The organism is Haemophilus paraphrohaemolyticus, from assembly GCF_002015045.1.
Lineage (GTDB): Bacteria > Pseudomonadota > Gammaproteobacteria > Enterobacterales > Pasteurellaceae > Haemophilus_A > Haemophilus_A paraphrohaemolyticus.
On record NZ_MUXX01000014.1, the window covers coordinates 16,490 to 39,505 of the forward strand.

The following is a 23,016-nucleotide window of genomic DNA, read 5'->3' on the forward strand; positions in this document are numbered from 1 at the left end:
GCTATGAAAAAGTTTAAAGCGGTTTGGAAATACGTGGTTGGAATGATGATTTTCCTCCCACTATGGTTTGTATTACTGGCTGTGAGTTTTTTAGCGTCCGTTTCACTCTTTATTTTTTCTCTGGAATGGCAATTGAAGAGCGTTATGCGTGATTTTGGATTGCATTTTAATCCCTTTCCTAATTATTCGAAGATGGAAAAGACCTTGCGAAAACAAGTAGTAGAGGCGTGGAACGTGGAAGCCAAAACTAAACGAAAACGGTGATCCACGCGGTGAAATGTGAAGACGGTGTAGTGTTTGCAGAGTGGGGTGTATGCTTAGATTCTTAAAGAAATTGAAATGCACTTATCGAAACGGAAAGAGAGATGCGAAAAGTCGTTGTGGGAGTTTGGGTAAATGGCAAGCAAAGTTAAACACAAAACTGAAATCCTTGCGGTGAAATATCCTAACGGTGCAGTGGTAGCTGAAACGGAATACGACCGCAATTTGTTGAAAAATTTACCGGTTGGCTGTGCGGTAAAGATTATGCCGATGGGCAATAACCGCAACTATCAGCACCACAAAAAGTTCTTTGCTCTGCTAGACACGGGCTTTGAATATTGGCAGCCGAAATTTCAAGTAATGTCGGATATGGAGGTGTGGATTTGCGATGAGGTGTATAAGGGCGTAAGTAAAATTATGCCCACCGATACGCTTAGAACCTGGTTACGGGATTTTCTGGATAGTTTGGCGGAACGTATTACCAAGCATCGCCGTGAAAAACTCGATTACGAGGGGATGAAAACGCTTGAGGCATATTTAAACCACGTTATGAAGCAAGCGGGCTTTTACGACATCAAGCCGAGTGCAGATGGTGGTACGCTGAAAGAGCGTTGGTCGATTTCGTTTGATAATTGTCCGCAGGAAAAATTCAACGAGATTTACAAAGGCGTATTTGGTGTGATTTGGAATGAAACGCTTTGCAACGTCTACCAAGACGAATGGGCGTTGGAGAATAAAATTAGTCAGTTGATGGGGTTTTAGATGGATTTTTTCTGGATTGGTTTAGGTATGTGTTTGATTTTTATTGGTGCTGGCGTGAGTACGCTTCTTTTTGCTTATGCGTTGGAGGTGTTAAGTGGTAAGAAATAAACCACCCAAACAGCATAAATGCAAAGAATGTGGCGAATACTATACAAAATTCCGCTCCACACAGCAGGTTTGCTCCGTAAAGTGTGCAATGGCGATGGGTAAGCGGAAAGCAGAAGAAAAACGCAAAAAACTAGAAAAAGCTGACCGCTTGGAAGCTAGCCGTCGTATGCGTGAGCGGAAAGAGAAACTAAAAAGCCGTCCCGATTGGCTGAAGGAAGCTCAAAAGGCGTTTAATGAGTTTATTCGGCTACGGGATAAAGATTTGCCGTGTATTTCATGTGGTCGCTATCACAAAGGGCAATATCACGCAGGGCATTATCGCAGCGTGGGGGCTTGCCCTGAATTGCGGTTTAATGAGGATAACGTCCACAAGCAATGCTCTGCTTGCAATAATCATTTGAGCGGTAACATTTTGGAATATCGGTTAGGGCTGATTGAGAAAATCGGGCTGGAACGGGTGGAATTTTTAGAGCGGCAAGACCACCCACCGCTGAAGTTGTCTGTTGAAGAAATCAAGGATTTAATCAAGGTGTATAAGGCGAAGTGTAAGGAGTTGAAACATGGCGGATAAATTACTTGATGAGCATAAGCAGGCGTGGATTGAAGCTCGGTTGAGTGAGTGGGGGGCGTGGGTTTATAGTGGTTTAGATTTTGAGTGCCGTACAAATATGATTGCGAGATTGATGCTGTCGGTCGATCCAAATCAGGTTAAAGAGCCTGTGCGTGAGCAGTGCAACGATGAGCTGGGTATGGTAATTAGTTCGGTGGTGGGCTATTGCATTAAGAAGCCTTGTCCGCAGGATTATAAATATCTGGAAGCAAAATATGTGTTTGGTCGTTCTGTGTATGCGATTGCGAAGTATCAGCACGCGAAAGACCCCTCAATAAAATTTGCCACTTGGAAATTAAGAGTGAGAGAAAGTATTAAAGCTTCAGAGTGGGTTGTCGCTAAATTTCTCGATCTTGCTATTAAAAATCATAAAAATTCCCCTAAGTTACGTAAATTTGCATATTCTTGAAAAATAGTACTTGCTTTTCCTACCTAAATAACCTATTATATCTGCAATGGTGGTCATCGTATAAGTGATGTTCACCGAATGAATTTTACAGTCCTGATTGGTTTTCCAGTCGGGGCTTTTTTATTGGTGGAATATGAACATTACATTAGGTGATACGATTAAGATTGATGGTGAGGAAGTGCCAGAGTATTTGCTCAAGGCACTTTATGAATGTTTGAAAAACAAATATGCATTTTTAGCTAACAATTCTATTTGCTCTGGTGTTATTCAAGCTGAGAGACTGTCAGTAAATGGTTTGAAAATCCCATTAGACGCGATTACTTATCCTTGGAATAAATAGGTTCATACTGTTCAGCATTTTCATTGTAATTAATGCCCTCATACATCCACGCCACCACCTTTTTAACTAAGGTCTCATCGCTGATATTCATATAAGTATGTACCAATTCTTCTAGGAAAGTCGCAATTTGTATTTCACGAGGGTATAAATTGGCTTTGGCGAGATCGTAAAATATGCAGCCGTTATAGTAAATGTGGACTGCTTCTGGGTGGATTTGATATTGGAGAGTTAAGTAATCTGAGGAAACGATACCGTTACTCTTTGATGGTGTGAAGAATATATCAACCTTTTTGTTAATTTGTGCGTGCTTGCATAAGATATTAACGGCATCAGTAAAGTTTTTGAAAAGAGGATATATGTCTTGGGTGATGTCTAAAATAACGATGTTGAAATAATGTCGATATTGTTCAGGAATGTTATTTAGAATTTGCTGACGAGATATTCTTGTTTTATTCATTTTAAACCTCTGTTAAGTTTGGTGTGGTAACCTAGATCTTAACAGAACTTAACGCCCACTGTAACAGGTGGGCTTTTTTATTGCCTCGAAAAAACGGGGTGGAGTATGAAAAAAATGCCAGAGAAAAATCCAGACCTCTGGACTGTTGTAGTCGCCTACTTCGTTCAGCATAGTAGCTTTGTGTGCGGAGTGTTAGTGGCTTTTTTTGCATCCCTATCGAAATCATTTCTTTACGGTAAAAAAGACACAGCCAGAAGAGTTATTGTAGAAGCCTTTTTATGTAGCTTGATTGCAGGTTCAATCCGCCCTGTTCTTACGCATTTCGGGTTGGATATTGATTTAATCACGCCGATCGGCGCTGCACTTGGCTTATTGGGTACAAGCGCAATTCGCCAGTTGATTTTGCGCTTTTTAAAAAACAAAGCAGGAGTGACAGAAGATGAAAACTAGTGAGAAAGGTTTGCAGTTTATCCGCCGTGAAGAAGGGGAACGCCTAACAGCGTATGCGGACATTATTGGTGTTTGGACGATTGGAGTCGGTCATACTGGTGCAGTTGATGGTAAGCCTGTTGCAAAAGGTATGGTTATTTCGGCTGATAAATCTCGAGAATTATTGAGTGCAGATTTGTTAAAGTTTGAATCAGCAATTACCCGCCTTGTAAAAGTGCCACTCAAACAATATGAGTTCGATGCTTTAGTTAGCTTAGTCTTTAACATCGGCGAGACAAACTTTGCGCGTTCAACGCTACTCAAAAAGCTCAATACAAATGACTTTAAAGGCGCAGCGGAGCAATTTTTAGCTTGGAAAAACGCAGGTGGCCGTCCAGTACAAGGGTTGCTAAATCGCCGTAAACGCGAAAAGGATATGTTCAATGGGCTTGCGTAGTGCTTTAATTGTTAGTGGTGTAGTAGTCGTTATTGGCGTTTCATCGGCTTTTATCCATCAGCGAAGTGTGATGAATCGGCTAATAAAAGAGAACGCCGAGCAGAAAATGTTGATCGCAGAACAGCAGTTAGCTAATCAGCAGTTAAACACTCAACTTGAGCAAGAACGGCAAGCGGTTGAAATTCACCAGCGAATTGTAAATGAGCTGCGCCAAAAAGTGGAGACGAAGCGTGAAAGCATTAAAAAAATACTGGTTAAAGAGCCTTGCGCTAACACCGATATGCCTAATAGCGTTATTGAGCAGCTGCAGCAGTCCACGCATTAAGACCGTTTACCTTACGCCACCGCAAGCTTATCTCACGCCTTGCCCGCAAACAATGTTTACAGGCGAGACTTACGGAGATGCAATAGATTACCTAGTTGTAGTAATGAGCGAGCGGGATTTGTGTGCTAAGCAGGTTGATGGCATTCGCAAATGGGTTGAGATTAGCCACAATAATTTAAAATAATTTCAGTTTGTCTAACATCTTTAAATTGGTAGAGACCAAGCCTTCTCGGTAGTTTTGTTAGGACTAAATAACCCGATCAGAAATGGTCGGGTTTTTTATTATCTAAAATTCAGCAGAAGGAAAAAATATGCAATTAGCTAATCCAGAAAACTTTAAGCGATTTGTACAAAATAAAGATGCAAAAACGATTACCACATCAGAAATGGTAGCAAAAGTTTTTGGTAAATATCATCATCACGTTATGCGTGATATTCGTGAAATTTTAGAGGCAGGAGATGATGAATTTAACCGAACCAATTTTGGTTTGGTTGAATATATCGACAAAAAAGGCGAAAAACGTCCAATGTTCGAGATGACAAAAGACGGTTTTATGTTGCTAGTTATGGGATATAAGACCAAAAAAGCAATGGCAATTAAAATTGCATACATCAAAGCCTTTAATTTTATGCAAGAGCAGTTAGTTCAAAGCGGAATGACACTCCTTGAACAATATTACCAAGTGCTTGGCGAATATCAGTCAGATAAACGTTTTGCGAGTTTATGCGGTGCTGGCTTAAGTCAATGGAAAGGTAAAAAGCCATTGCTTGAAGGAACGCTAAGCGTTTTTGAAGATAAACTGCAGATTGAACTGCCGATTAAGTAAGGATTTTCTATGTCAGACGTGAAAGGAAAATCCACGTCTGGTCGTGGATTAACGCCTAAACAAGAAAAATTTTGTCAGCTTTATATTGAGCTGGGGAATGCGAGTGAAGCATATCGGCAAGCGTATGATTGCTTAAAAATGCAAACGAGCACCATCAATACAAAAGCAAAAGAATTATTAAAGAACGGTCCGATCACGGTCCGTATTGAAGAACTGCAACAAGAGCACAGACAACGCCATAATCTTACCATAGATAACATCATTGCTGACTTGCAAGAGTATCGTGATATTTGTATGGGAAGAAAGCCGCTTACCATTACCACCGTGGTAAAAAACGCTCAAGAAGGAACGGCTCAAAGCGTTAATACCGAATGTTTCGTTTTTGAACCGACAGGTGCAAACAAAGCCCTTGAGTTACTCGGTAAGCATCTTGGTATGTTTAAAGATAGAGTCGATGTGACCTCAGGCGGTAATGTGTTACCTGCAGTCATCAACATTAGTTTTAGCGATGAACCAGAAGAACATTAAATTTCCCCCGAAATTCCGACCGCTCTTTGAATCTATTTGGCGTTTTATTATCTTCTATGGCGGACGTGGTTCTGGGAAAAGTTTCAGCATTGCCCGTGCGTTAGTGTTACGTGCTTATACTCAACCGATTCGGGTGTTGTGTTGTCGTGAAATTCAGAAATCGATTTCTGATTCTGTGATTCAGATGTTGGCAGATCAGATTGAAATGCTTGGCTTGCAAGCCTTTTTTGATGTACAGAAAACGCAAATTATCGGGCAGAACGGTTCTCGTTTTACGTTTGCTGGGCTGAAAACCAACATCACTTCAATCAAGTCAATGACGGGTATTGATGTGGTTTGGGTGGAAGAAGGCGAGAATGTTTCAAAAGAAAGCTGGGATGTGTTGATTCCGACCATTCGTGAAGATGGATCGCAGATTATTGTGAGTTTCAACCCGAAAAACATTCTGGACGATACTTATCAACGCTTTGTGATTCATCCACCTGAACGGTGTAAATCGGTCTTAGTGAATTGGCAAGATAACCCCTATTTTCCCAAAGAGCTATTAGAAGATTTGGAGCAAATGCGTGAGCGTGATTATGAGCTTTATCGTCACGTTTATGAGGGCGAACCTGTCGCTGATTCTGATTTGGCGATTATTAAGCCTGTTTGGATTGAATGTGCTGTTGATGCTCACAAACGTTTGAACTTTACCGCAAGCGGTCGAAAAATTGTGGGCTTTGACGTTGCCGATGATGGGGCTGATGCGAATGCTATCTGTTTTGCACACGGTTCTGTGGTGCTTGGTTTAGAAGAGTGGCGGGGCGAAGATGTGATTAAATCAGCATTACGCACCCATTCAAAAGCAGTGGAATGGCAAGCAGATGAAATTGTTTTCGACTCTATCGGTGTTGGTGCGGGTGTGAAAGCAAAATACCGAGAAATTGAGACGAATCAGATCAACTGTATCGGCTTTAATGCGGGTGCTGCGGTGTTTAATCCTGATTCCTTTTACACACAAGGCAAGAAAAACGGTGATATGTTCGCCAATATTAAAGCACAAGCGTGGTGGCAATTACGAGATCGTTTTTATAAGACCTATCGTGCGATCAAATACGGCGATGTTTATCCCGTTGATGAAATGATTTCACTCAGTAGCGATATACCTGATTTGGACTATTTAAAAGCAGAACTCTCTCGCCCTCGCGTAGATTACGATAATAACGGCAAAGTACGGGTAGAAAGTAAGAAAGATATGCGTAAGCGTGGAATTCCCTCGCCGAATAAAGCGGATGCACTCGTGATGTGCTTTGCCCCAATTAGACGCGATGTGCTCAAACAAACCGCCCTCAAACTCTATTAAGGATTCACTATGTCAGTTCATCTTCCCACCGCTGAAATGGTGGAGTTAACCAAGAAAACCAAAATCATTGATGATTTACTCGGTGGCACGGCAACAATGCGAAAAGCCGCACAAGCCTACCTTTTTCAAATGGAAATGGAAGAGCCCGATAGTTACCGCAAACGCCTTGAGCGTTCAACCCTTTATCCTGCCTTGTCGGAAACCCTTTCGCAAATGACAGGTCGTGTATTCTTCAACCCGATTGATGTTGCCGATGTGACAGAAACAGTGCGAGCCCTTTTTGATGATGTGGATTTAGTAGGCAATAACCTTGATGTGTTTGCCTCCCGCTGGTTTTATTCCGCCTTGGCATATGGTTGCTCTTTTGCTTTGATTGATTTCACGCGTGTTGAAGCGGTGAAAAGCCGTGCGGAAGAGAAAGCCTTAAATGCCCGTCCTTATTGGGTGCATATTAAACCGCATCAAGTACTGGGAATGAAAACCGCACGAGTAAATGGTAAACAAGCAATTACTCAATTTCGCTATGTTGTCAATGAACAGGTTGAGGATGGCGAATTTGGTGTAAAAACCGTGAAATACGTTTATGTGTATGAAATCGGCAAAGTGCGGAAATTTAGCGAAGCAGAGGGTGAATTTCGTTTTGAATCGGAATTGCAACTGACGGCACAAAATCGACCGCTTGATTTTGTGCCTGTCGTGCCATTTATCACCAAGCGTAACGAACTCACTAATGCCATTGAGCCGCCTTTAATGGAGTTGGCGTATTTGAATGTAAAACACTGGCAAAGCCAATCAGATCAGGACAACATTACTAACATTGCTCGCGTACCGTTGTTAGCGATTTATTCCAATGATGAAGTGAAACAGCTTGCTATTGGTGGCAGTGCGGTTCATCTTCCAACGGGTAGCTCAATGCAATTTGTTGAACATTCAGGACAAGCCATTGCTTCAGGTGTGGAAAGCCTCAAAGACTTAGAAGAGCAAATGAAAACCGCAGGGGCGAAGTTGCTTACCAAAACCGCCTTAGCAATGACTGACAGCCAAGCCCGCGATGAAGCAGGCAAAGAAATTTCCCAATTGCGATTGCTTGCTAATCGTTTTGAAGATGCGATTGATTTAGCCTTGGAATATACAGGGCATTGGCTTGGCATTGCCAAAGAGCACGTGGGTAACGTGCAGATTTCGGGCAACATTGAAAACGACCTTGACCCTTCTGCTTCAATGGCAAGCGTGATTCAGTTGCGTAATGCAGGCGTGATTTCGAATCAATCCACCTTTGACGAAGCCAAACGCCGCGGCTTATTGGCAGACGGCTTAGAATGGGACACAGAGCAAGAACGCCTGCAATCGGAGGGAATGCATTTTGACCTCGAAGAAACATCAGAAAAAAACGCTTAGACAACGTATTGCCCATGCTTTAACTGACCGCAAAATCTTGTATTTTCGCTATGATGCTCACTTGCGACAACAGGTGTACAAGCGGTTAAATGCACTGCAAAAATTGCTGATTAACCGCATCAGTGCTATCGGTGTTGAAGCTTTGCCCGCGAAAAAACTGGATAAACTGCTCACCGAACTGCAAACAGAGATTGCAAAAACTTACCAAGAAACGACCGCTTACACGCAAGACGAGTTAAGCGGTTTTTTATCGCTTGAAGCAGCCAAAATCAGCCAGCTTTATAACGATGAAATCGGCTTTGATTTGTTTAATGATGTACCAAAAGAACGGATTAAAGCGATTAAAAACGTTGCTGTGATTGAAGGGCAACCGTTAGAAGCATGGTGGAATAAACAGCGTGCCGATTTAGCCTTTAAATTTGAGGGGATTATCCGCTCTGGTGTAGCAGAAGGCAAACAAAACGGACAACTTGCCACTGAAGTGCGTGAGTTAATGAGCGTTAGCCGTCGTACCGCAGATACTTTAGTCATTACCTCTGTGGCAAAAGTGGCTGACACTGCCCACGAAGCCTTGCGTGATGCCAATCTTGATATTCTGCAAGGCGAAGAGCATCTTTCTACCCTTGATATGCGAACTTCTACCGTTTGCCAAGTGCGTGATGGCAAGCAATGGGATTTAGGCAAAAAGCCAATCGGACATAACATTCCCTACAAGCGCCCACCGTTGCACCCACGTTGTCGTAGCATTCTTCAGCTTGTGACCAAAAGCTGGGAAGAATTAGGCGTGCAAGGTATGCAAGAAATGCCCACCAGCACCCGTGCCTCAATGGACGGTCCAGTTGATGAGCGGGTTAACTATGAGAGTTGGCTCAACAGTAAAACAGCTGAAGAGAAAGAGCAGATTCTGGGTAAAGGTAAAGCCGATTTATGGCAACGTGGTGTAATTACTTTCTCGGATATGTTAGACCAATCTGGCAGGGCGTTGACGTTGAGGGATTTACAAAAATCCTATACGCAATCTTGGATAGCGGAAGATATTTATCAACGTATTTCAGAAGAAGTAAAAAACAGTCTTAAAATTCAGGCATTTAAAGCCGCTTATAACATTACTCATCACGAGCTTGTTGCAATGAAAGCCTACACGAGCGAGCTTTATTGGGATTTAAATTACAATATGCGTAATGATAATCTTACACTAACCGATAAGCGGTTTATTGCTGTGGTAAATCAAGGGTTGGACAAAGTGCCTGCTTATAACGGTATGACTTATCGCGATACGACTTTGCCAGATGAGGTATTAGAAAAATATCAGATAGGTAAAATAGTCACAGAAAAAGCTTTTACGAGTTCAAGCATTGATAATAGTTTATCAACTTTTAAAGGTAATGTTCGATTTATTATTCAAAGTAAGAATGGTAAAATAATCGAAGATATTAGTGATTATCCTGATGAACGAGAAGTTTTATTTAAAGATAGAACTAAGTTCTTTATAAAAGATCGCTATATGAATGGTAATGTTACCGTAATTGAAGCGAGGGAATTATAAATGTCAGTGCTTGATTTACCTTTAGAGGAGCAAAAACGGATTGCGAAAGAGGTTTTTCAAATGCCTTTTGAAGAATGGGTGGAAGATATGAAAACTTCTTTGAAAGAGGCAAAAGAATTTCAAAAGAAACTTGAAAATTACAAACCGACCGAAGAAGAAAAGGCTCGTAAAATAAAAGCACTTCGAGAAAATCCCAATGCTATTCATTTCTACCGTAGAGTAACTGATAATTACAATTTAACGGTGGAAGAAGCGATTGAAGCCATTAGACGTAGTTAATAAAACATTATATTGAACCGCTTACAGCAATGTAGGCGGTTTTTTTATATCTAAATAATGGAAAAATGATGAACTTACAAAAAATTGAAAACTTTAACCAATTTGTCCAAGTTAAAGGCAACAAAATTATTACTGATATTTTAACCATTGCACGCGTGTTTGGTAAACGTCATACGGAAGTATTGCGTGCGATCAGAAACTTGCATTTACCCAATGAATTTAGCCAACGCAATTTTGCGTCGGCTAATTATTTTGATAAACAAGGTAAATCTCGTTTAATGTACGAAGTCACGAAAAACGGCTTTATGTTCCTTGTAATGGGCTTTAACGGGCAAAAAGCGGATGCGTTGAAAGTGGCATTTATTGAAGCCTTTGACTACCTCATTACTCAAGCCAATAAATCAAGCTATCAACTTTTGGAAGAATATCAGCAACTTTGCCTGAATAAAAGAATGGAAGAAGAATTTGCAAGCTATTGCGGAAAAGGCTTAAATCGCTGGAAAGGGAAAAAGCCGAATTTGCAGCATAAAATACAATCTTTGGAAGATAAAATCCAAATTAACTTGAATCTAATGATTGATGAAAATTTGTTAACGAATAAATAAACCCTGAACATTATAGCATTCAGGGTTTTTTATTACCCCCAAATTCACCGCGCTTAATGCGGTTTTTTTACGCCTTGGAAAAGGTACAACCTTAACTAACTGGAAGGAAATCCAATATGAAATTAAAACTTGATGAAAATGGGCACGTGGTTGTTGAAAACGGGATGCCTGTGTATGTTCACGAAGACGGGAAGGAAATTCCGTTTGATGCCACAAAAGCCACAGCCAAAATCGCAGAGCTTAACAGTGAGGCGAAAAAACACCGTGAAGCCAAAGAGCAGGCGGAAGCAAAACTTTTGGCATTTTCGGGGATTGACGATCCGAAAGCAGCAATCAAAGCCTTGGAAACGGTGAAAAATCTCGATGATAAGAAGTTGATTGATGCGGGCGAAGTGGAAAAGGTGAAAGCAGAAATGCGTAAAACCTTTGATGAACAACTGGCAGAATCCAAATCTCAAGCTGAAAAACTGCAATCGCAATTGCACGCAGAACTAATTGGTGGTTCGTTTGCTCGTTCTAAATATGCTGCAGAACATTTAAATTTACCTTCTGATGTGGTGCAAGCCTTCTTCGGTAAGCATTTCAGTATTTCAGATGAAGGTAAAGTGGTGGCGAAGTTCGCCGATGGCAATGAAATTTACAGCCGTTCACGCCCAGGTGAAAAAGCTGATTTTGAGGAAGCATTAGAGGCGTTAGTCGGGGCGTATCCAAATAAAGATGCGATTTTAAAACCATCAGGCACATCAGGTTCAGGTGCAGGCACAGGAACAGGCGGTGGTAATGCCCCGAAATCCCTTGCCGAATGCAAAACTGACGCAGAAAAAATTGCGTATATGCAACAACATTCATAATCGGGTGCAAGAGATTGCACCTTTTTTATTTACGGTGCAATCGCACCATAACATAGGAGCTTATTATGGCTTTTGACTTACAAGTCTTCAACAAACAAACGCATTTAGCGTTAACTGAAACTGTCGATCAAGATATTGAAAAATTCAATCAAGCCTCAGGTGGCGTGATTACCTTGCAAAACGCCCCAACGCAAGGTGATTTTGATATTCGTGCGAGCTTTAAAGCGATTCAAGGCTTAGTGCGTCGTCGTAATGCTTATGGCAGTGGTACAGTGCAAGCGAAACGCTTAGAGCAATTACTCAATGTAGCCGTAAAAGTGGCTGCAGGCACGCACCCGATTGAGTACGAGCCGCAACAATATCGTTGGGTATTACAAAACCCTGAGCTTGCGGCGGTAGAAATCGGGCAACAACTTGCCAAAGCCCGTTTAGCGGATATGTTAAACACCGCAATTTTAGGGGCAGTTGCCGCAATTGGTGGACAAACTACAGCCGTGTTAGACGACAAGAAAAACGCTCCGAATTTCCGTACGCTCAACAAAGCGGCAGCATTATTTGGCGACCGCTCTAGTGCATTAAAAGCGTGGATTGTGCATTCAACCACCTTACACACCTTGTACGACAACGCCTTAACCAACGCAGAACGTTTGTTTACTTACGACAACGTGAGTGTGATGCGTGATCCCTTTGGTCGCTTGTTTGTGGTTACAGACAGCCCTGCATTAGTGGATAGCACTGGTGCGGCTTATAACACGCTTGGCTTACAAGAAAATGCGGTGATGGTGAGCGGTAACAACGACTTCAACAGCGAAATGCAGCCAAAATTAGGCGGTGAAAATATCGCAGCGGTTTATCAAGCAGAATGGACTTATAACTTAGGTATTCTCGGTTATGAGTGGGATATGACTGCAGGCGGTAAATCTCCTGATGATACTAAATTAGGGGCTTCAGCCAACTGGCGTAAAACGGCTACCTCATTGAAAGATACTGCAGGCGTGTTGGTGAAAACCAAGTAGTCATGACAAAAGTGAAACCCCAAGTAACGCGAATTACTTGGGGCTTCTTTCATTCCAACTTCCAACACAAGAAGGAATAAATCGTGGATCATTTTACATTTATTTTGAATCTAATTAAAGAGGTAGTGATGGAAAGTCAAAAACTTTCGCCGATACGATTCTGGGCGTTATGGCTCTTGCCTGTAGTGCTTGTGATTGCTTGGAAATTACCTGATATTCTTTCAGTATTGTTACATTAAGGAGCAAAAATGACCGCTTATCTTTCCGTAGAAGAAGCCAATGCGTATCACAATTTACGAATGAGCAAAGAGGCGTGGGCAGAGTTAGACGAAGAGGAAAAGGCTCGTCGCTTGGTGAGTGCGTCAGATTTCTTAGATGTGAATTACCGCTTTATGGGCGAAAAAGCCGACCCAATGCAGCTACGCCAATTTCCGCGTAAAGGATTTGAATCGTTAAAAATCCCTACTGCAATTATCTATGCTGTGTGTGAACTGGCATTACAAGAAAATCTCAACCAAAACGCAGAGCAGAAGATGACCAGCGTGAAAGTCGGCAGTTTATCGGTCAATTATGATCACCGTTCAACGATTGCCGATAGCAGTAACCGCTTTGATTATGTTAGGCAACTGTTAGTCGCTTGGTTAGATCGCAGTAGCTTTGGCGTGGTGAAATTGGAGCGTGGCTAATGCAACTTTATCAAAACTTACAGCAGGTCTCGACCAAGCTTATTCGCCAGTTTGGCAGCCCTTGTGTGATTTCACAAGTGAAAACGGGCAAATATAACCCCGAAACGGGCGAGGTCAGCCAATCAAAACGCCGTGTATCGGCATCCTGTTTATTTGATACGCTTGCCTACGATTTTAGCCGTCAGACCACTCATGCCGATGTTCAAGTGGGCGATGTGTTGATGTTACTCACTGAAAAAGCTGATGTGAACGACATTGTGTCTGTCAATGGCGAAAAGTGGCAAGTGATTCGGGTGCAGCCGATTCGTCCTGCACAACAAGCGATTTATTATCAAGCACAAGGAAGACGTTATGGGTAGATTTAGTGCCACCATTGATGGCTTTGTGGATTCCGCATTATTGGCTCAAACACAAGGCTTTCGCAAAATTGCGTTAGATATCCTCAACAAGGTACAGAAGAAAACACCTGTTGATAGTGGCGCGTTGCGACGTTCATGGACGGTTGCCTTGAATGCTGTACCGAGCAATTACGATGGCAGTCAAATTGCCATTGCTCAGGCTCGGTTGTCCGATACGATAGTGATTGCGACGGACAAACCTTACGCCCCTATGCTAGAGTATGGGTTATATCCTAGCCCTTCCAAAACAGGGAAGACACAACGCGGTTATTCTGTGCAAGCCCCTCAAGGGATGATTCGCATTTCTGTGGATGAAATCAATGCGTATTATGCTCAACATTCAACGCTGTGAGGCAGGCAATGAAACCGCAAATTCGACGCATTTTAGAAAGTCATTTAGCAAAATTGGATTCTTTTCCGACCGCTTGGGAAGGGGTGAAAACAGAGCCTAAACTGCCTTATCAAGCGGTCTATTTATCGGTCAATACAGCAAATACCAGTACGATTTCCGATAAACCGCTTGCGACAGAAACGGGCTTTTTACAGCTCACCTTATTTTTTGACAACGGGCAAGGCACAAAAGCGATTGAGCAGAGAGCGAGTCAGTTACGCCAACATTTCTACGGCTTGAGTGTGGTTGAATCCCACATTCAGCTGATTATTCATCACCCACCGCAAATCGGTGGGCTTTTTTTATCAGGTAATAGCCTTGCGTTGCCGATCACAATTTCTTTCACCGCCTATGAATTAGGAGCATAATTTGATGCAAGTCTTAATCTTTCTATTGTATAATTTTAGAAAAATTGGAGGCCAAAATGAAAAAAACTCTTAAAATTCTATTTGTGATTTTTTTTGTTTTTCCTTTTGTAATAGGTGTAATTAAAAGCCTAACGAGTTCTAATGGCGAAGGGAAATCCCAAAATCAAAACAAGGATGAAACAGAAAGAACACTTTCCCAAAGCGATTTTGAAAAGGTGTATTTACCTATGACGAAAAAGGCTTATCCTAAAGCTCATAAAAAATGGGGGGATGATGGTTTTCATAAAATCAACGCCTTAGCGTATGATGCTGCGAAACTTGCTTATCAATCTAAGCGATGTGATGAGATTATAGATGTTAGTTTATCTGATAACCAAAGCGAGCCGAAATCTAGAATTGTATTTTTTGTAGATTGTAAAAATAAGGAACGCTTTTATATTAGCGAGAATGATATAAAATCAAAATTAACTGTACAATCTGTTAAGGAAAAGTTTGGGAAAATTGGTCAATATGAATATTATCGTTATTGCTTAGATATGGTTAAAAAAAGAGCCAATTTCCCTGCAACTGTCGATTCAAGTATTTTTAATAAAATAGTTCGCCCTAGTGTTACTGGGGATATTGTTGTTCAATTAGAATTTTCGGCAAAAAATGCATTTGGCGTAGAAGGCAAATATAATGCAGAATGTAGCTTTTATGAGCATAATCGAACAGCAGATATAAAGATTACAGAAATAAAATAAAAATTTTAAAAGTAACCGCTTGTAAGAATTTGGCTTACAAGCGGTTTTTTATTGCCAAAATTTTCATTATGGAGGAATTGTATGGCAAATTCACAAGGGACACAGCGTTCGGTGGCACTGTCTAAAGAAACCACTTTCGGCACGAAACCTGCCAAAAACATGGCGAAATTATTGCCTCGTATTGAAACTTCACTTAACGTTAATTTTGAGTCATTCCAGTCTGAAGAAATTCGTACAGACATGCAACGTGCGGCTTCGATTGTCGGGTTTGAAAAAGTCGAAGGCGATGTAAAAGGTGAACTTGCCGCAGGTCAATGGGCGTGGGCATTTGCCGCTGCTTTACGGGGTGCTTTTGGTGCTGAAGCGAAACCGCCGATTATCAAGAAAACCGCAAACGGGCAAGGTGAGAAAAATGGCAAGATTTTAGTTATACCACAAACTGCACATTCGACGGATAGCTTCACGATTGAAGACTGGTTTAAAGATATTGGCTTATCTCGCCAGTATCTCGGTTGCCGTGTATCAAAATTATCACTGGAAGTGGAGCCGAATGGCATTGCCTCTGTTACCGTCACCTTTTTAGGGCAACGTGGGGAAGAGCAAACAGCCCAATACTTTACCAATCCGCCTGATATTGCACAATCGGGCAAACTAGCGGGCGTGAAAGGGTCATTGCAAGTCAATAAGCAACAAATGGCACTGATTACCTCATTTAAGCTCGATATTGATTTGAATGCATCCAGTGAAGCCGTGCTAGGGGCGACTTATGCCCCCGATGTGTTCATTGGCACCGTTGCCGTCAGTGGTTCGTTTACGATGTATCTGCAAAATAAAGCTATGATTGATGCGGTACGTCTTGGCACAAATCTTTCACTAGCCTTGCGAATGGATGCCGAAACAAGCAACGACAGCGATTATATGGCAATCATCTTACCAGCAATTAAGGTAACGTCCTCTGAAATCGATGACGGGGCGAAAAACTTAATGCAAACCCTTAATTTTGATGCCTTCCCAGGTGTGTGGGATGCAGCCAGCACGATTGACGACAGCTTAAAAGTGGCGACCACGATGATTGTACAAGATACGTTGGCTTAATACCTTTACAAGCGGTCAATATTGACCGTTTTTTTTTGCAACATAAGGAAATTTTATGGACTTAAAAAATTTATCAAAATCAGCTTTAGCAGAAACGTTCACCTTTAACTTACTTCATCCTGAAACGAGTGATGAATTGGGGGTGAAAATCAGTGTGGTGTCGGCAAAATCAGACAAGGCATTTGCTTACTTGCAGAAAAAACTGAAAAAAGAGCAATTGCGTGAAATTGAAAATGCCAAAAGTCGTAAGCCTCAATTAAAAGGTTTAGATGAATTACGCACAGAAACCTTAGAGCTTGCCTTAAGCCGCTTAGAGAATTGGGACGGTTTAGAATGGGAAGGTAAACCACTTGCCTTTAGCGAAGAAAATGCCCGTATGGTATTGAGTGAATGCGATTGGATGATTGATCAAATCCTGGAATATTCCAACGATTTGGGAAAGTTCTTGACGGCTTAATTGACGACTTGCTGCGTTACGCCCAAAAAGAGTTTGAGCTGGATAAACACCCCAAAGAGAGTAAAGCGACCTTGCGGGCACATTTACTCTCGCTGTATGAGCAGACAGGCGAAATGCCCGTCGAGCTTGAAAATGAGCCACCGAATGATGCGGTGGCTTATTTATTGGGTTATTTCCAACAACTTTCCACGGCAAGGCAGTGCGGAATGAGCTTGAACCCGCTTACTTTTACGGAAATGGAGGCGTGGGGCAGGCTCTATAAAATGAAGCTCGACAGTTGGGAAATTGATGTGATTAAACAATTGGATTTAATTTATCTCAACACGCAAATGGAGCATTGATGGAAACCTTAAATTTTAGTCCTGATTATCAAGCGAGCAAAAAGCAAAGCCCGAAATTGAGTGAGGTTGATTTTGGCGATGGCTATACCCAATCTCGCCCGCAAGGGTTGAACCATAATCGAGCGACCTTTAATCTGACTTTTAGTGGTAATCCTGCTCATATTCGGCAGATTGATGATTTCCTCACAAGACACGGTGGCTATCAAGCCTTTCTCTGGACGCCACCTTTTGGTCAACAGGGGAAATATAAATGTAAAGAGCATCAAATTACCTACCAACAAAGCTATTGGCAACTGACTGGCGAGTTTGAGGAGGTCGTTTCATGACCGCAAATATCACCCCCAAATTCCAGCTCGAACTGGCAAAACTGGAACAAACAGCGTTGCTTGACTTATTCGAAGTCGATATGCAACAGCTTACGGGCAAAGACGGCAATCGTGGCGAGCTGTTCCGTTTTTATGCGGGTACAAATGAACTCACTCAGCCGATTATTTGGCAAGGTAACCGCTACACACCCTTTGGGGTAAAGGCTGAAGGCTTTGAAATGTCAGGGCAGGGGGCGAGCAATCGACCAACGCTCACAGTAGTCAATTTTGATGGCTTTGTGACCACCCTCTCGAACAACTTCGAGCAATGCTTAGGTGCGATTGTACGCAGACGGCAAGTGTATGCCCAGTTTTTAGATGCAGCGAACTTTAAAGAGGGCAACCGCAATGCCGATCCACAGCAAGAGCGAGTGAGTTATTACCTGATTGAGCAATTAACCACGCTCACGCAAGATATTGCTACCTTTACGCTGGCGTTGCCGACCGAAACCGATAATGCCTTGATTAACAAGCGAACGATTTTAGTCACGTGCCCGTGGGTGTATCGCTCAACCGAATGCGGTTATACGGGCAACCCTGTTGCGGACGAAAAAGACCAACCGACCACCGACCCAAAAAAAGACAAATGTTCGGGGTGCTTGCGGGGTTGCCAACTACGTAATAACACCCTCAACTATGGTGGGTTTATTGGGGTCAATAAATTGGGGTAGAAAATGAAAACGATTGAACAAACCATTTTAGACCACGCTAAACAATGCGAACCGCAAGAAGCGTGCGGGTTGATTCTCAGCGACCCTATGATGGGCGAGCGGTTTTATTACCCTTGCCAAAACGTGGCAACAGATCCACTCAATTTCTTTGAGATTACCCCCGAAGAACAAATTGAGGCGGAAAAACTGGGGTGGATTGAGGCGATTGTTCATTCACACCCGAATGGCGAACCTGTGCTCTCACTTGCCGACCGTCAAATATTCGCTCACACCGATTGCGATTGGCTTTTAGTCTGTGATGGCAGATTGCAACGTTTCCCGAAAATTGCACCGCTTGTTGGCAGAACCTTTGAGCACGGCAAAACCGATTGTTACACGTTGTTTAAAGATTTCTACTTTTTAGCAGGTTTAGATATGGATGAGTTCAATCGTCCCGATGAATGGTGGCACAACGGGCAAAATCTTTACTTGGATAATCTCGAAGGGCAAGGCTTCAAGCGGTTAGATTCTCAGGAAACTTTGCAAATTGGCGATGTAATCTTAATGCAAGTAGGGGCGAACGTGCCGAATCACGCAGGCATTTACTTAGGCAGTCAGATGGTGTTGCACCATAGTCCCAAACGACTTAGCAAGCGAGATTTATACGATGGCTACTGGCTCAAACATACACACTCGATTTGGCGACATAACAATGCCGAGCAGTTGGGTTTTTCCATTCCGATTTCTACTTTATAGGGCATCTCTATGATCAAGATTAAATTCTACGGCTCACTCAAGCGTTTTGGCACGGATTTTCAGCTGGATTGCCAAACGGTGGCAGAGGCGTTAAAAGCCTTAATGAGCCAACTAAAAGGACTGCGTCACATGATGCAACAAGGGATGTATAAAGTCCGTATTGGTTCGCAATATTTAGATAATCGATACCTGGAAAAAGGCTTGCATTACCGCTTGAGAGCAGGAATGACGGTGCATTTTACCCCAGTGTTAAAAGGGGCGAAGCGTGGTGGCGTATTTGGCGTGATTGCGGGTATTGCTTTGATTGGTGCAGCTGTGTTACTTGGCCCTGTCGGTGGCATTATCAGCTCTCAAGCGGCAATGATGTTGGGCGGAATGGGGGCGTCTATGTTACTAGGGGGCGTGGCACAAATGCTGACCAAAACGCCGAGTATGGGTAATTTCAACGAGCAAGAGAAAAAATCTTCAACGGCATTCAGTGGGCTACAAAATCGGGTCGCACAAGGGCAAGCCATGCCACTGGCTTACGGGCGAATTTTGGTGGGCTCGATGATTATTTCGCAAGGGATTGAGACCTTTGATGTAGTAGAAGAGAAAAAATAAGGGGCTATTATGGGATTATTCCGCAAAAAGAAAAAAAAAGCACATACGCCCGTTGAGGCAAAAGAGAGTGGACGCAGTAAACAACGTATTAAAATTGTGGAAGTGCTTTCAGAAGGGGAAATTGAAGGTTTAGTAGACGGGTTAAAATCGGTCTATTTAGACAAAACCCCGATTGAAGCCAAAGACGGTTCGCACTATTTCAAAAACATGGAAATTGAAGGGCGTGAAGGGACGCAAACCCAAGAGGTTATGCAAGGCTTTCAAGCGGTCGAAAAAGAAGTTTCCGTTTCAACTGAAATCACCCAACGCACCGCTTTAACCCGTACGGTTACCGATGCTAATGTGAATCGCCTTCGCTTAACCTTGGGCGTACAAGCTTTATTTGAGCAGAACGACCAAGGCGACACCAATCCAGTTACCATTGAGTTAAAAATTACCGTCGGCACACAACAGATTCCATTTACCATTTATGGTAAATACAGCTCACCTTATTCCCGCTCAATTGAGGTGACAAATTTGCCAGCAGTGCCCTTTACCATCAAAGTGGAACGTATCACTGCCGATTCCACCTCAAGCCGCTTGGCGAATAAAACGATGTGGGCGAGCTATACCGAAATCATTGACGCCCAATTCCGCTACCCGAATACCGCCTATATGGGCATGAAATTCGACTCGGAGTATTTCAACAATATTCCCACTCGCACCTATGAAATCTATGGTATCAAAGTGCGTGTGCCGAGCAATTACAACCCTGAAACACGCACTTATACGGGGTTATGGGATGGCACATTTAAAGTCGCTTACACCAATAATCCTGCGTGGATTTTGATGGATATTGTTACCCACAAACGTTACGGCTTAGGCGACCGCTTGGGTGAGTTTAGCGTAGATAAATGGGCGCTTTATCAAATCGCCCAGTATTGTGACCAGATGATTCCTGATGGTTTTGGCGGGCAAGAGCCTCGCTTTACGTGTAATTTATGGCTGACGGAACAACGCAGTGCTTATGATGTGCTCTCTGATTTATGCTCGATTTTCCGTGCGATACCAGTATGGAATGGCACAGAGCTCACTTTTATTATGGATAGACCCTCCGATCCTGTTTGGACTTACACCAATGCCAATGTGGTAGGAGGGCAATTTTCACGCCAGTATTCAGCAATGAAAGCACGCCATAATGCGATTCAAGTGGAATACAAAGATGCCGAGAACAACTACGAGAGCACGATTGAGTATATTTCTGATGATGAGCAGATTCGTAAATTCGGTTTAAACCTCAAAAAAGTGAGCGCTTTTGGCTGTACTTCACGTGGACAAGCGTTCCGCACAGGTAAATGGATTTTAGAAACTGAACGCCTTGAAACCGAAACAATTACTTTCACGGTGGGAAGTGAAGGCTTAATGAATATCCCTGGCGATATTATCCGCGTGAGCGACAACCACTTTGCAGGCACAAATATTGGTGGACGAGTACAAGCAATTCACGGTCGAATCCTTACGCTTGACCGTGAAATTCAATTCAGTGCGAATCATTTTTTAAGTTATATCAACGCTCAGGCGAAACATCAAAAAATACGCATTACCGCTGTTTCTGGCAAGCAGGTGACGTTAGAGTCCGAGCCTGTTGGATTGAGCTTACAAGGGGTGTGGTCGCTTTTAACGCAGACAGTTGCCTCTCAACTTTATCGTTGCATGACGGTAACGGAAAACGAAGAGGGCACTTACACCATTTTTGCCTTGCAACACGAACCGCAAAAAGAGGCGATTGTCGATAACGGAGCGAGTTTTGAGCCTCGCAACACCAGTGTGATAAAAACGCCAACTTTGGAAAGCCTCAATGCGGAGGCGACTCCAAACGGCTTAAAGCTTAACTGGTCGTCTACGGCTGGGGTGGGTACGCTCACTTATGATATTAAGATCCTGAAAGCGGGCAATTTGTATGCCTACCATAAAGGTATCAGCAGCACCGAATTTTCTACAGATGATTTGCCCGATGGAGATTACACTGCGATTGTGATCGCTAAAAATGCAAGCGGTCAAATGCTGAGTGAAAAATCGCAAAGCTTTACCATAAATCGACCGCCTGTACCGCGTGATGTGGCGGTGCTCGGCGGGCTAGGTAATATCACGATCTCGTGGGCGTGGGTAGATGATTTCACCCAAACTGAAATCTGGGCCAGCGAGCAGGATAACCTTGCCACCGCACAACGTTTAACCAAGCTCACTGCAAAAATGTACAGCCATGAAGTCGGTGCAAAACAGGTGCGTTATTACTGGCTTAGACACGTGCGTGGGCAAAATGTTGGGGCGTTTTATCAACAAGCGGGCGTGCGAGGCGAAAGCTCGGTAGATATTGATAAAGAGCTGAAACTGCTGAATGAAAAGCTCAGTCAAAACATCATCAACGAAGTGTTTGATACTGCAGCCCCTGCACGTAAGTTAGAGATGGTAAAAACCGTGGCGAACCTTAATGTGAACCAGTTTCAAGGGGTAAAACAGGTTTACAATGAAAGAGACGGCAAGTTGTATCTCTGGAATGGCAGTCAGTACACATCAAAAATACAAGCCTCTGAAATAGCGGGTCAATTAAGTCAAAATCAACTTGATCATGCATTAATTAACCAACTCAACACAGCAAAAGATTCTGCGACACAAGCCGTAGCACAATCACAAGAGGCTAAACGTAAAGTAGCAGAGCTGTCGTCTGAATTTAATAATATTAACTTTGATGTAGGTGCTCGTAACTATCTGCTTAATTCAGCGGAAAATAGAACATCGTGGACAGTGTCACAATCTGCAAAAGAAAGCTGGCAAGGTAAAAAGCTCACGCTTTCTTTTAGTCTTAACGCGAAAGGCATTATCAGGGGCGGGCGTAATCGTGTCGGTTTATCTATGTTTTTGTACTACACCGATAATACGTATACGTGGATTGAGTGTTGGTTAAGCAACCATCAAGGCGATTATAGTGGTAGATTAAAATCAACAATCCAGTTACTTGATAAGCCGATTAAAAGTATTTCAAACTGCTCATTTAAAGTTGAGGTTGGTGGGGGAACTTGTGTTGCCACACATCCTAAATTAGAGATAGGGAGTATTGCGACTGACTGGAGCCCAGCCCCAGAAGATTTGACGACAACTATCCAGTTTGAAGACATTAAGCGATCGCTTACAAATGAATCGAATACGAGGATAGCGTGGGAAAACTCAGCTAACTCTCGTATTGGCAATGCTGAGGCGACAATTAATCAATTAGGCGGAACCAAAGCCAACAAAGATGAAGTGGCAACTGTTGCTGCACAAGCGTTAAGGTCTCAATGGCAATCTGATGCTAAAGCTAAGGTAGACGAGGTTAGTCGAGCTATATCATCAGAGACTAAAGCTCGAACTGATTGGCAACGCTCTGCTGAATCTAAGATTAATCGTGTAGATGGATTTTCGGCTCGCATTGACGAAATAAATCGGACTGTGACCGATGTATCGGGTAAAGTATCGGCAACTCGCACTATTAAAACTCAGGCTATTGCTGGAGGCAGGACTGCTATTGCTGGCATTGCACTTGGGGCGGCTAATTCAGGTAAGGATGTCGAGAGTTCAGTTATTGTGATGGCGGATA

Annotated in this window: 32 protein-coding genes; 31 read left to right on the plus strand and 1 reads right to left on the minus strand. The window is 42.8% G+C overall.

The window, feature by feature from the left end:
• Positions 1–3: 3 nt before the first annotated feature.
• The 5 genes from B0184_RS08310 to B0184_RS08330 all read left to right on the plus strand — a co-directional run bounded on the left by B0184_RS08310 (position 4) and on the right by B0184_RS08330 (position 2,490).
• Positions 4–264 carry a hypothetical protein gene (locus tag B0184_RS08310; protein WP_005708331.1) on the plus strand — a complete coding sequence of 87 codons (261 nt, stop codon included), beginning with the start codon at positions 4–6 and terminating at the stop codon, positions 262–264.
• A 132-nt stretch (positions 265–396) separates the two neighbouring features.
• A complete protein-coding gene (locus tag B0184_RS08315; protein WP_005708334.1) occupies positions 397–1,023 on the plus strand; it encodes a DUF1367 family protein in 627 nt (208 codons plus the stop codon).
• Between the two features lie 94 nt (positions 1,024–1,117).
• Complete coding sequence (locus tag B0184_RS08320) at positions 1,118–1,702, plus strand: recombination protein NinG (protein ID WP_005708328.1); 585 nt, start codon at positions 1,118–1,120, stop codon at positions 1,700–1,702.
• Positions 1,692–2,150, plus strand: coding sequence for an antiterminator Q family protein (locus B0184_RS08325; protein ID WP_005708332.1), 459 nt, complete (start codon positions 1,692–1,694; stop codon positions 2,148–2,150). The genes B0184_RS08320 and B0184_RS08325 overlap by 11 nt, the downstream gene beginning before the upstream one ends.
• Before the next feature lie 133 nt (positions 2,151–2,283).
• Complete coding sequence (locus B0184_RS08330) at positions 2,284–2,490, plus strand: hypothetical protein (protein ID WP_078177669.1); 207 nt, start codon at positions 2,284–2,286, stop codon at positions 2,488–2,490.
• On the opposite strand, the gene B0184_RS08335 is transcribed toward B0184_RS08330, so the two are convergent.
• A complete protein-coding gene (locus B0184_RS08335) occupies positions 2,468–2,947 on the minus strand; it encodes a hypothetical protein (RefSeq protein ID WP_078177670.1) in 480 nt (159 codons plus the stop codon). The two genes, B0184_RS08330 and B0184_RS08335, sit on opposite strands and share 23 nt — an antisense overlap.
• A gap of 105 nt (positions 2,948–3,052) precedes the next feature.
• On the opposite strand from B0184_RS08335, the gene B0184_RS08340 reads away from it, so the two are divergent.
• From B0184_RS08340 to B0184_RS10765, 26 genes are all read left to right on the plus strand, one after another.
• Entirely contained in the window at positions 3,053–3,397 is a 345-nt protein-coding gene (locus B0184_RS08340; protein WP_226396013.1) for a phage holin, lambda family, read from the plus strand.
• Positions 3,387–3,833: a lysozyme gene (locus B0184_RS08345; RefSeq protein ID WP_005707633.1), complete on the plus strand. Its 447-nt coding sequence runs from the start codon at positions 3,387–3,389 to the stop codon at positions 3,831–3,833. The genes B0184_RS08340 and B0184_RS08345 overlap by 11 nt, the downstream gene beginning before the upstream one ends.
• Positions 3,820–4,158, plus strand: a complete 339-nt coding sequence (locus B0184_RS08350) for a DUF2570 family protein (RefSeq protein WP_005707634.1) — start codon at positions 3,820–3,822, stop codon at positions 4,156–4,158. Before B0184_RS08345 ends, B0184_RS08350 begins: the two co-directional genes overlap by 14 nt.
• Positions 4,064–4,342 (plus strand): Rz1-like lysis system protein LysC, encoded by a 279-nt coding sequence (gene lysC, locus B0184_RS10885; protein WP_425268603.1) that lies wholly within the window; start codon positions 4,064–4,066, stop codon positions 4,340–4,342. Before B0184_RS08350 ends, lysC begins: the two co-directional genes overlap by 95 nt.
• Before the next feature lie 127 nt (positions 4,343–4,469).
• Positions 4,470–4,985: a Rha family transcriptional regulator gene (locus tag B0184_RS08360; RefSeq protein ID WP_005709076.1), complete on the plus strand. Its 516-nt coding sequence runs from the start codon at positions 4,470–4,472 to the stop codon at positions 4,983–4,985.
• Between the two features lie 9 nt (positions 4,986–4,994).
• The gene (locus B0184_RS08365; protein WP_005709072.1) at positions 4,995–5,513 is read left to right on the plus strand and encodes a terminase small subunit; all 519 of its coding nucleotides are present in this window, start codon (positions 4,995–4,997) and stop codon (positions 5,511–5,513) included.
• On the plus strand, positions 5,494–6,855 hold the full coding sequence (locus B0184_RS08370; protein ID WP_005709086.1) for a PBSX family phage terminase large subunit: 1,362 nt from the start codon (positions 5,494–5,496) through the stop codon (positions 6,853–6,855). Before B0184_RS08365 ends, B0184_RS08370 begins: the two co-directional genes overlap by 20 nt.
• A 9-nt stretch (positions 6,856–6,864) precedes the next feature.
• Positions 6,865–8,253 (plus strand): DUF4055 domain-containing protein, encoded by a 1,389-nt coding sequence (locus tag B0184_RS08375; RefSeq protein WP_005709096.1) that lies wholly within the window; start codon positions 6,865–6,867, stop codon positions 8,251–8,253.
• Positions 8,219–9,799, plus strand: coding sequence for a minor capsid protein (locus B0184_RS08380; protein ID WP_005709073.1), 1,581 nt, complete (start codon positions 8,219–8,221; stop codon positions 9,797–9,799). The genes B0184_RS08375 and B0184_RS08380 overlap by 35 nt, the downstream gene beginning before the upstream one ends.
• The gene (locus tag B0184_RS08385; protein WP_005709094.1) at positions 9,800–10,078 is read left to right on the plus strand and encodes a hypothetical protein; all 279 of its coding nucleotides are present in this window, start codon (positions 9,800–9,802) and stop codon (positions 10,076–10,078) included. It abuts the gene before it with no gap.
• A gap of 65 nt (positions 10,079–10,143) precedes the next feature.
• Entirely contained in the window at positions 10,144–10,683 is a 540-nt protein-coding gene (locus B0184_RS08390; RefSeq protein WP_100208342.1) for a Rha family transcriptional regulator, read from the plus strand.
• 116 nt (positions 10,684–10,799) lie between these two features.
• The gene (locus B0184_RS08395; RefSeq protein WP_005709077.1) at positions 10,800–11,534 is read left to right on the plus strand and encodes a DUF6651 domain-containing protein; all 735 of its coding nucleotides are present in this window, start codon (positions 10,800–10,802) and stop codon (positions 11,532–11,534) included.
• A 65-nt stretch (positions 11,535–11,599) separates the two neighbouring features.
• Positions 11,600–12,550 carry a major capsid protein gene (locus B0184_RS08400; protein ID WP_005705714.1) on the plus strand — a complete coding sequence of 317 codons (951 nt, stop codon included), beginning with the start codon at positions 11,600–11,602 and terminating at the stop codon, positions 12,548–12,550.
• 248 nt (positions 12,551–12,798) lie between these two features.
• Positions 12,799–13,236: a DnaT-like ssDNA-binding protein gene (locus B0184_RS08405; protein ID WP_005709093.1), complete on the plus strand. Its 438-nt coding sequence runs from the start codon at positions 12,799–12,801 to the stop codon at positions 13,234–13,236.
• On the plus strand, positions 13,236–13,595 hold the full coding sequence (locus B0184_RS08410; protein ID WP_005705651.1) for a hypothetical protein: 360 nt from the start codon (positions 13,236–13,238) through the stop codon (positions 13,593–13,595). The genes B0184_RS08405 and B0184_RS08410 overlap by 1 nt, the downstream gene beginning before the upstream one ends.
• Positions 13,588–13,986, plus strand: a complete 399-nt coding sequence (locus B0184_RS08415) for an HK97 gp10 family phage protein (RefSeq protein ID WP_005709095.1) — start codon at positions 13,588–13,590, stop codon at positions 13,984–13,986. Before B0184_RS08410 ends, B0184_RS08415 begins: the two co-directional genes overlap by 8 nt.
• 8 nt (positions 13,987–13,994) lie before the next feature.
• Positions 13,995–14,393 (plus strand): phage tail terminator-like protein, encoded by a 399-nt coding sequence (locus B0184_RS08420; protein ID WP_005709091.1) that lies wholly within the window; start codon positions 13,995–13,997, stop codon positions 14,391–14,393.
• 56 nt (positions 14,394–14,449) lie between these two features.
• The gene (locus tag B0184_RS08425; RefSeq protein ID WP_005709074.1) at positions 14,450–15,136 is read left to right on the plus strand and encodes a hypothetical protein; all 687 of its coding nucleotides are present in this window, start codon (positions 14,450–14,452) and stop codon (positions 15,134–15,136) included.
• A gap of 81 nt (positions 15,137–15,217) precedes the next feature.
• Positions 15,218–16,231 carry a phage tail tube protein gene (locus tag B0184_RS08430; protein WP_039851465.1) on the plus strand — a complete coding sequence of 338 codons (1,014 nt, stop codon included), beginning with the start codon at positions 15,218–15,220 and terminating at the stop codon, positions 16,229–16,231.
• Between the two features lie 55 nt (positions 16,232–16,286).
• Positions 16,287–16,688, plus strand: a complete 402-nt coding sequence (locus B0184_RS08435) for a hypothetical protein (protein ID WP_005709067.1) — start codon at positions 16,287–16,289, stop codon at positions 16,686–16,688.
• A gap of 8 nt (positions 16,689–16,696) precedes the next feature.
• On the plus strand, positions 16,697–17,029 hold the full coding sequence (locus B0184_RS08440) for a phage tail assembly chaperone (RefSeq protein ID WP_005709075.1): 333 nt from the start codon (positions 16,697–16,699) through the stop codon (positions 17,027–17,029).
• Positions 17,029–17,355 (plus strand): phage tail protein, encoded by a 327-nt coding sequence (locus tag B0184_RS08445; protein WP_005709082.1) that lies wholly within the window; start codon positions 17,029–17,031, stop codon positions 17,353–17,355. The genes B0184_RS08440 and B0184_RS08445 overlap by 1 nt, the downstream gene beginning before the upstream one ends.
• Positions 17,352–18,065, plus strand: a complete 714-nt coding sequence (locus tag B0184_RS08450) for a phage minor tail protein L (protein ID WP_005709083.1) — start codon at positions 17,352–17,354, stop codon at positions 18,063–18,065. The genes B0184_RS08445 and B0184_RS08450 overlap by 4 nt, the downstream gene beginning before the upstream one ends.
• 3 nt (positions 18,066–18,068) lie before the next feature.
• Positions 18,069–18,800: a C40 family peptidase gene (locus tag B0184_RS08455; RefSeq protein ID WP_005709078.1), complete on the plus strand. Its 732-nt coding sequence runs from the start codon at positions 18,069–18,071 to the stop codon at positions 18,798–18,800.
• A 9-nt stretch (positions 18,801–18,809) separates the two neighbouring features.
• On the plus strand, positions 18,810–19,403 hold the full coding sequence (locus B0184_RS08460) for a tail assembly protein (RefSeq protein ID WP_005709070.1): 594 nt from the start codon (positions 18,810–18,812) through the stop codon (positions 19,401–19,403).
• 9 nt (positions 19,404–19,412) lie between these two features.
• A partial coding sequence (locus B0184_RS10765) for a TipJ family phage tail tip protein (protein WP_244165762.1) occupies positions 19,413–23,016 on the plus strand: 3,604 nt, incomplete at its 3' end.

What these genes read in the sequence shown, in the direction of transcription:
- B0184_RS08335 (WP_078177670.1), bottom strand. Translation starts at nt 2,947, where the DNA reads ATGAATAAAACAAGAATATCTCGTCAGCAAATTCTAAATAACATTCCT.
- B0184_RS08455 (WP_005709078.1), top strand. Translation starts at nt 18,069, where the DNA reads ATGAAAACGATTGAACAAACCATTTTAGACCACGCTAAACAATGCGAA.
- B0184_RS08390 (WP_100208342.1), top strand. Translation starts at nt 10,144, where the DNA reads ATGATGAACTTACAAAAAATTGAAAACTTTAACCAATTTGTCCAAGTT.
- B0184_RS08405 (WP_005709093.1), top strand. Translation starts at nt 12,799, where the DNA reads ATGACCGCTTATCTTTCCGTAGAAGAAGCCAATGCGTATCACAATTTA.
- B0184_RS08375 (WP_005709096.1), top strand. Translation starts at nt 6,865, where the DNA reads ATGTCAGTTCATCTTCCCACCGCTGAAATGGTGGAGTTAACCAAGAAA.
- B0184_RS08430 (WP_039851465.1), top strand. Translation starts at nt 15,218, where the DNA reads ATGGCAAATTCACAAGGGACACAGCGTTCGGTGGCACTGTCTAAAGAA.
- B0184_RS08400 (WP_005705714.1), top strand. Translation starts at nt 11,600, where the DNA reads ATGGCTTTTGACTTACAAGTCTTCAACAAACAAACGCATTTAGCGTTA.
- B0184_RS08360 (WP_005709076.1), top strand. Translation starts at nt 4,470, where the DNA reads ATGCAATTAGCTAATCCAGAAAACTTTAAGCGATTTGTACAAAATAAA.
- B0184_RS08310 (WP_005708331.1), top strand. Translation starts at nt 4, where the DNA reads ATGAAAAAGTTTAAAGCGGTTTGGAAATACGTGGTTGGAATGATGATT.
- B0184_RS08460 (WP_005709070.1), top strand. Translation starts at nt 18,810, where the DNA reads ATGATCAAGATTAAATTCTACGGCTCACTCAAGCGTTTTGGCACGGAT.
- B0184_RS08345 (WP_005707633.1), top strand. Translation starts at nt 3,387, where the DNA reads ATGAAAACTAGTGAGAAAGGTTTGCAGTTTATCCGCCGTGAAGAAGGG.
- B0184_RS08445 (WP_005709082.1), top strand. Translation starts at nt 17,029, where the DNA reads ATGGAAACCTTAAATTTTAGTCCTGATTATCAAGCGAGCAAAAAGCAA.
- B0184_RS08365 (WP_005709072.1), top strand. Translation starts at nt 4,995, where the DNA reads ATGTCAGACGTGAAAGGAAAATCCACGTCTGGTCGTGGATTAACGCCT.
- B0184_RS08340 (WP_226396013.1), top strand. Translation starts at nt 3,053, where the DNA reads ATGAAAAAAATGCCAGAGAAAAATCCAGACCTCTGGACTGTTGTAGTC.
- B0184_RS08425 (WP_005709074.1), top strand. Translation starts at nt 14,450, where the DNA reads ATGAAAAAAACTCTTAAAATTCTATTTGTGATTTTTTTTGTTTTTCCT.
- B0184_RS08450 (WP_005709083.1), top strand. Translation starts at nt 17,352, where the DNA reads ATGACCGCAAATATCACCCCCAAATTCCAGCTCGAACTGGCAAAACTG.
- B0184_RS08415 (WP_005709095.1), top strand. Translation starts at nt 13,588, where the DNA reads ATGGGTAGATTTAGTGCCACCATTGATGGCTTTGTGGATTCCGCATTA.
- B0184_RS08435 (WP_005709067.1), top strand. Translation starts at nt 16,287, where the DNA reads ATGGACTTAAAAAATTTATCAAAATCAGCTTTAGCAGAAACGTTCACC.
- B0184_RS08370 (WP_005709086.1), top strand. Translation starts at nt 5,494, where the DNA reads ATGAACCAGAAGAACATTAAATTTCCCCCGAAATTCCGACCGCTCTTT.
- B0184_RS08330 (WP_078177669.1), top strand. Translation starts at nt 2,284, where the DNA reads ATGAACATTACATTAGGTGATACGATTAAGATTGATGGTGAGGAAGTG.
- B0184_RS08350 (WP_005707634.1), top strand. Translation starts at nt 3,820, where the DNA reads ATGGGCTTGCGTAGTGCTTTAATTGTTAGTGGTGTAGTAGTCGTTATT.
- B0184_RS08315 (WP_005708334.1), top strand. Translation starts at nt 397, where the DNA reads ATGGCAAGCAAAGTTAAACACAAAACTGAAATCCTTGCGGTGAAATAT.
- B0184_RS08385 (WP_005709094.1), top strand. Translation starts at nt 9,800, where the DNA reads ATGTCAGTGCTTGATTTACCTTTAGAGGAGCAAAAACGGATTGCGAAA.
- B0184_RS08410 (WP_005705651.1), top strand. Translation starts at nt 13,236, where the DNA reads ATGCAACTTTATCAAAACTTACAGCAGGTCTCGACCAAGCTTATTCGC.
- B0184_RS08420 (WP_005709091.1), top strand. Translation starts at nt 13,995, where the DNA reads ATGAAACCGCAAATTCGACGCATTTTAGAAAGTCATTTAGCAAAATTG.
- B0184_RS08395 (WP_005709077.1), top strand. Translation starts at nt 10,800, where the DNA reads ATGAAATTAAAACTTGATGAAAATGGGCACGTGGTTGTTGAAAACGGG.
- B0184_RS08325 (WP_005708332.1), top strand. Translation starts at nt 1,692, where the DNA reads ATGGCGGATAAATTACTTGATGAGCATAAGCAGGCGTGGATTGAAGCT.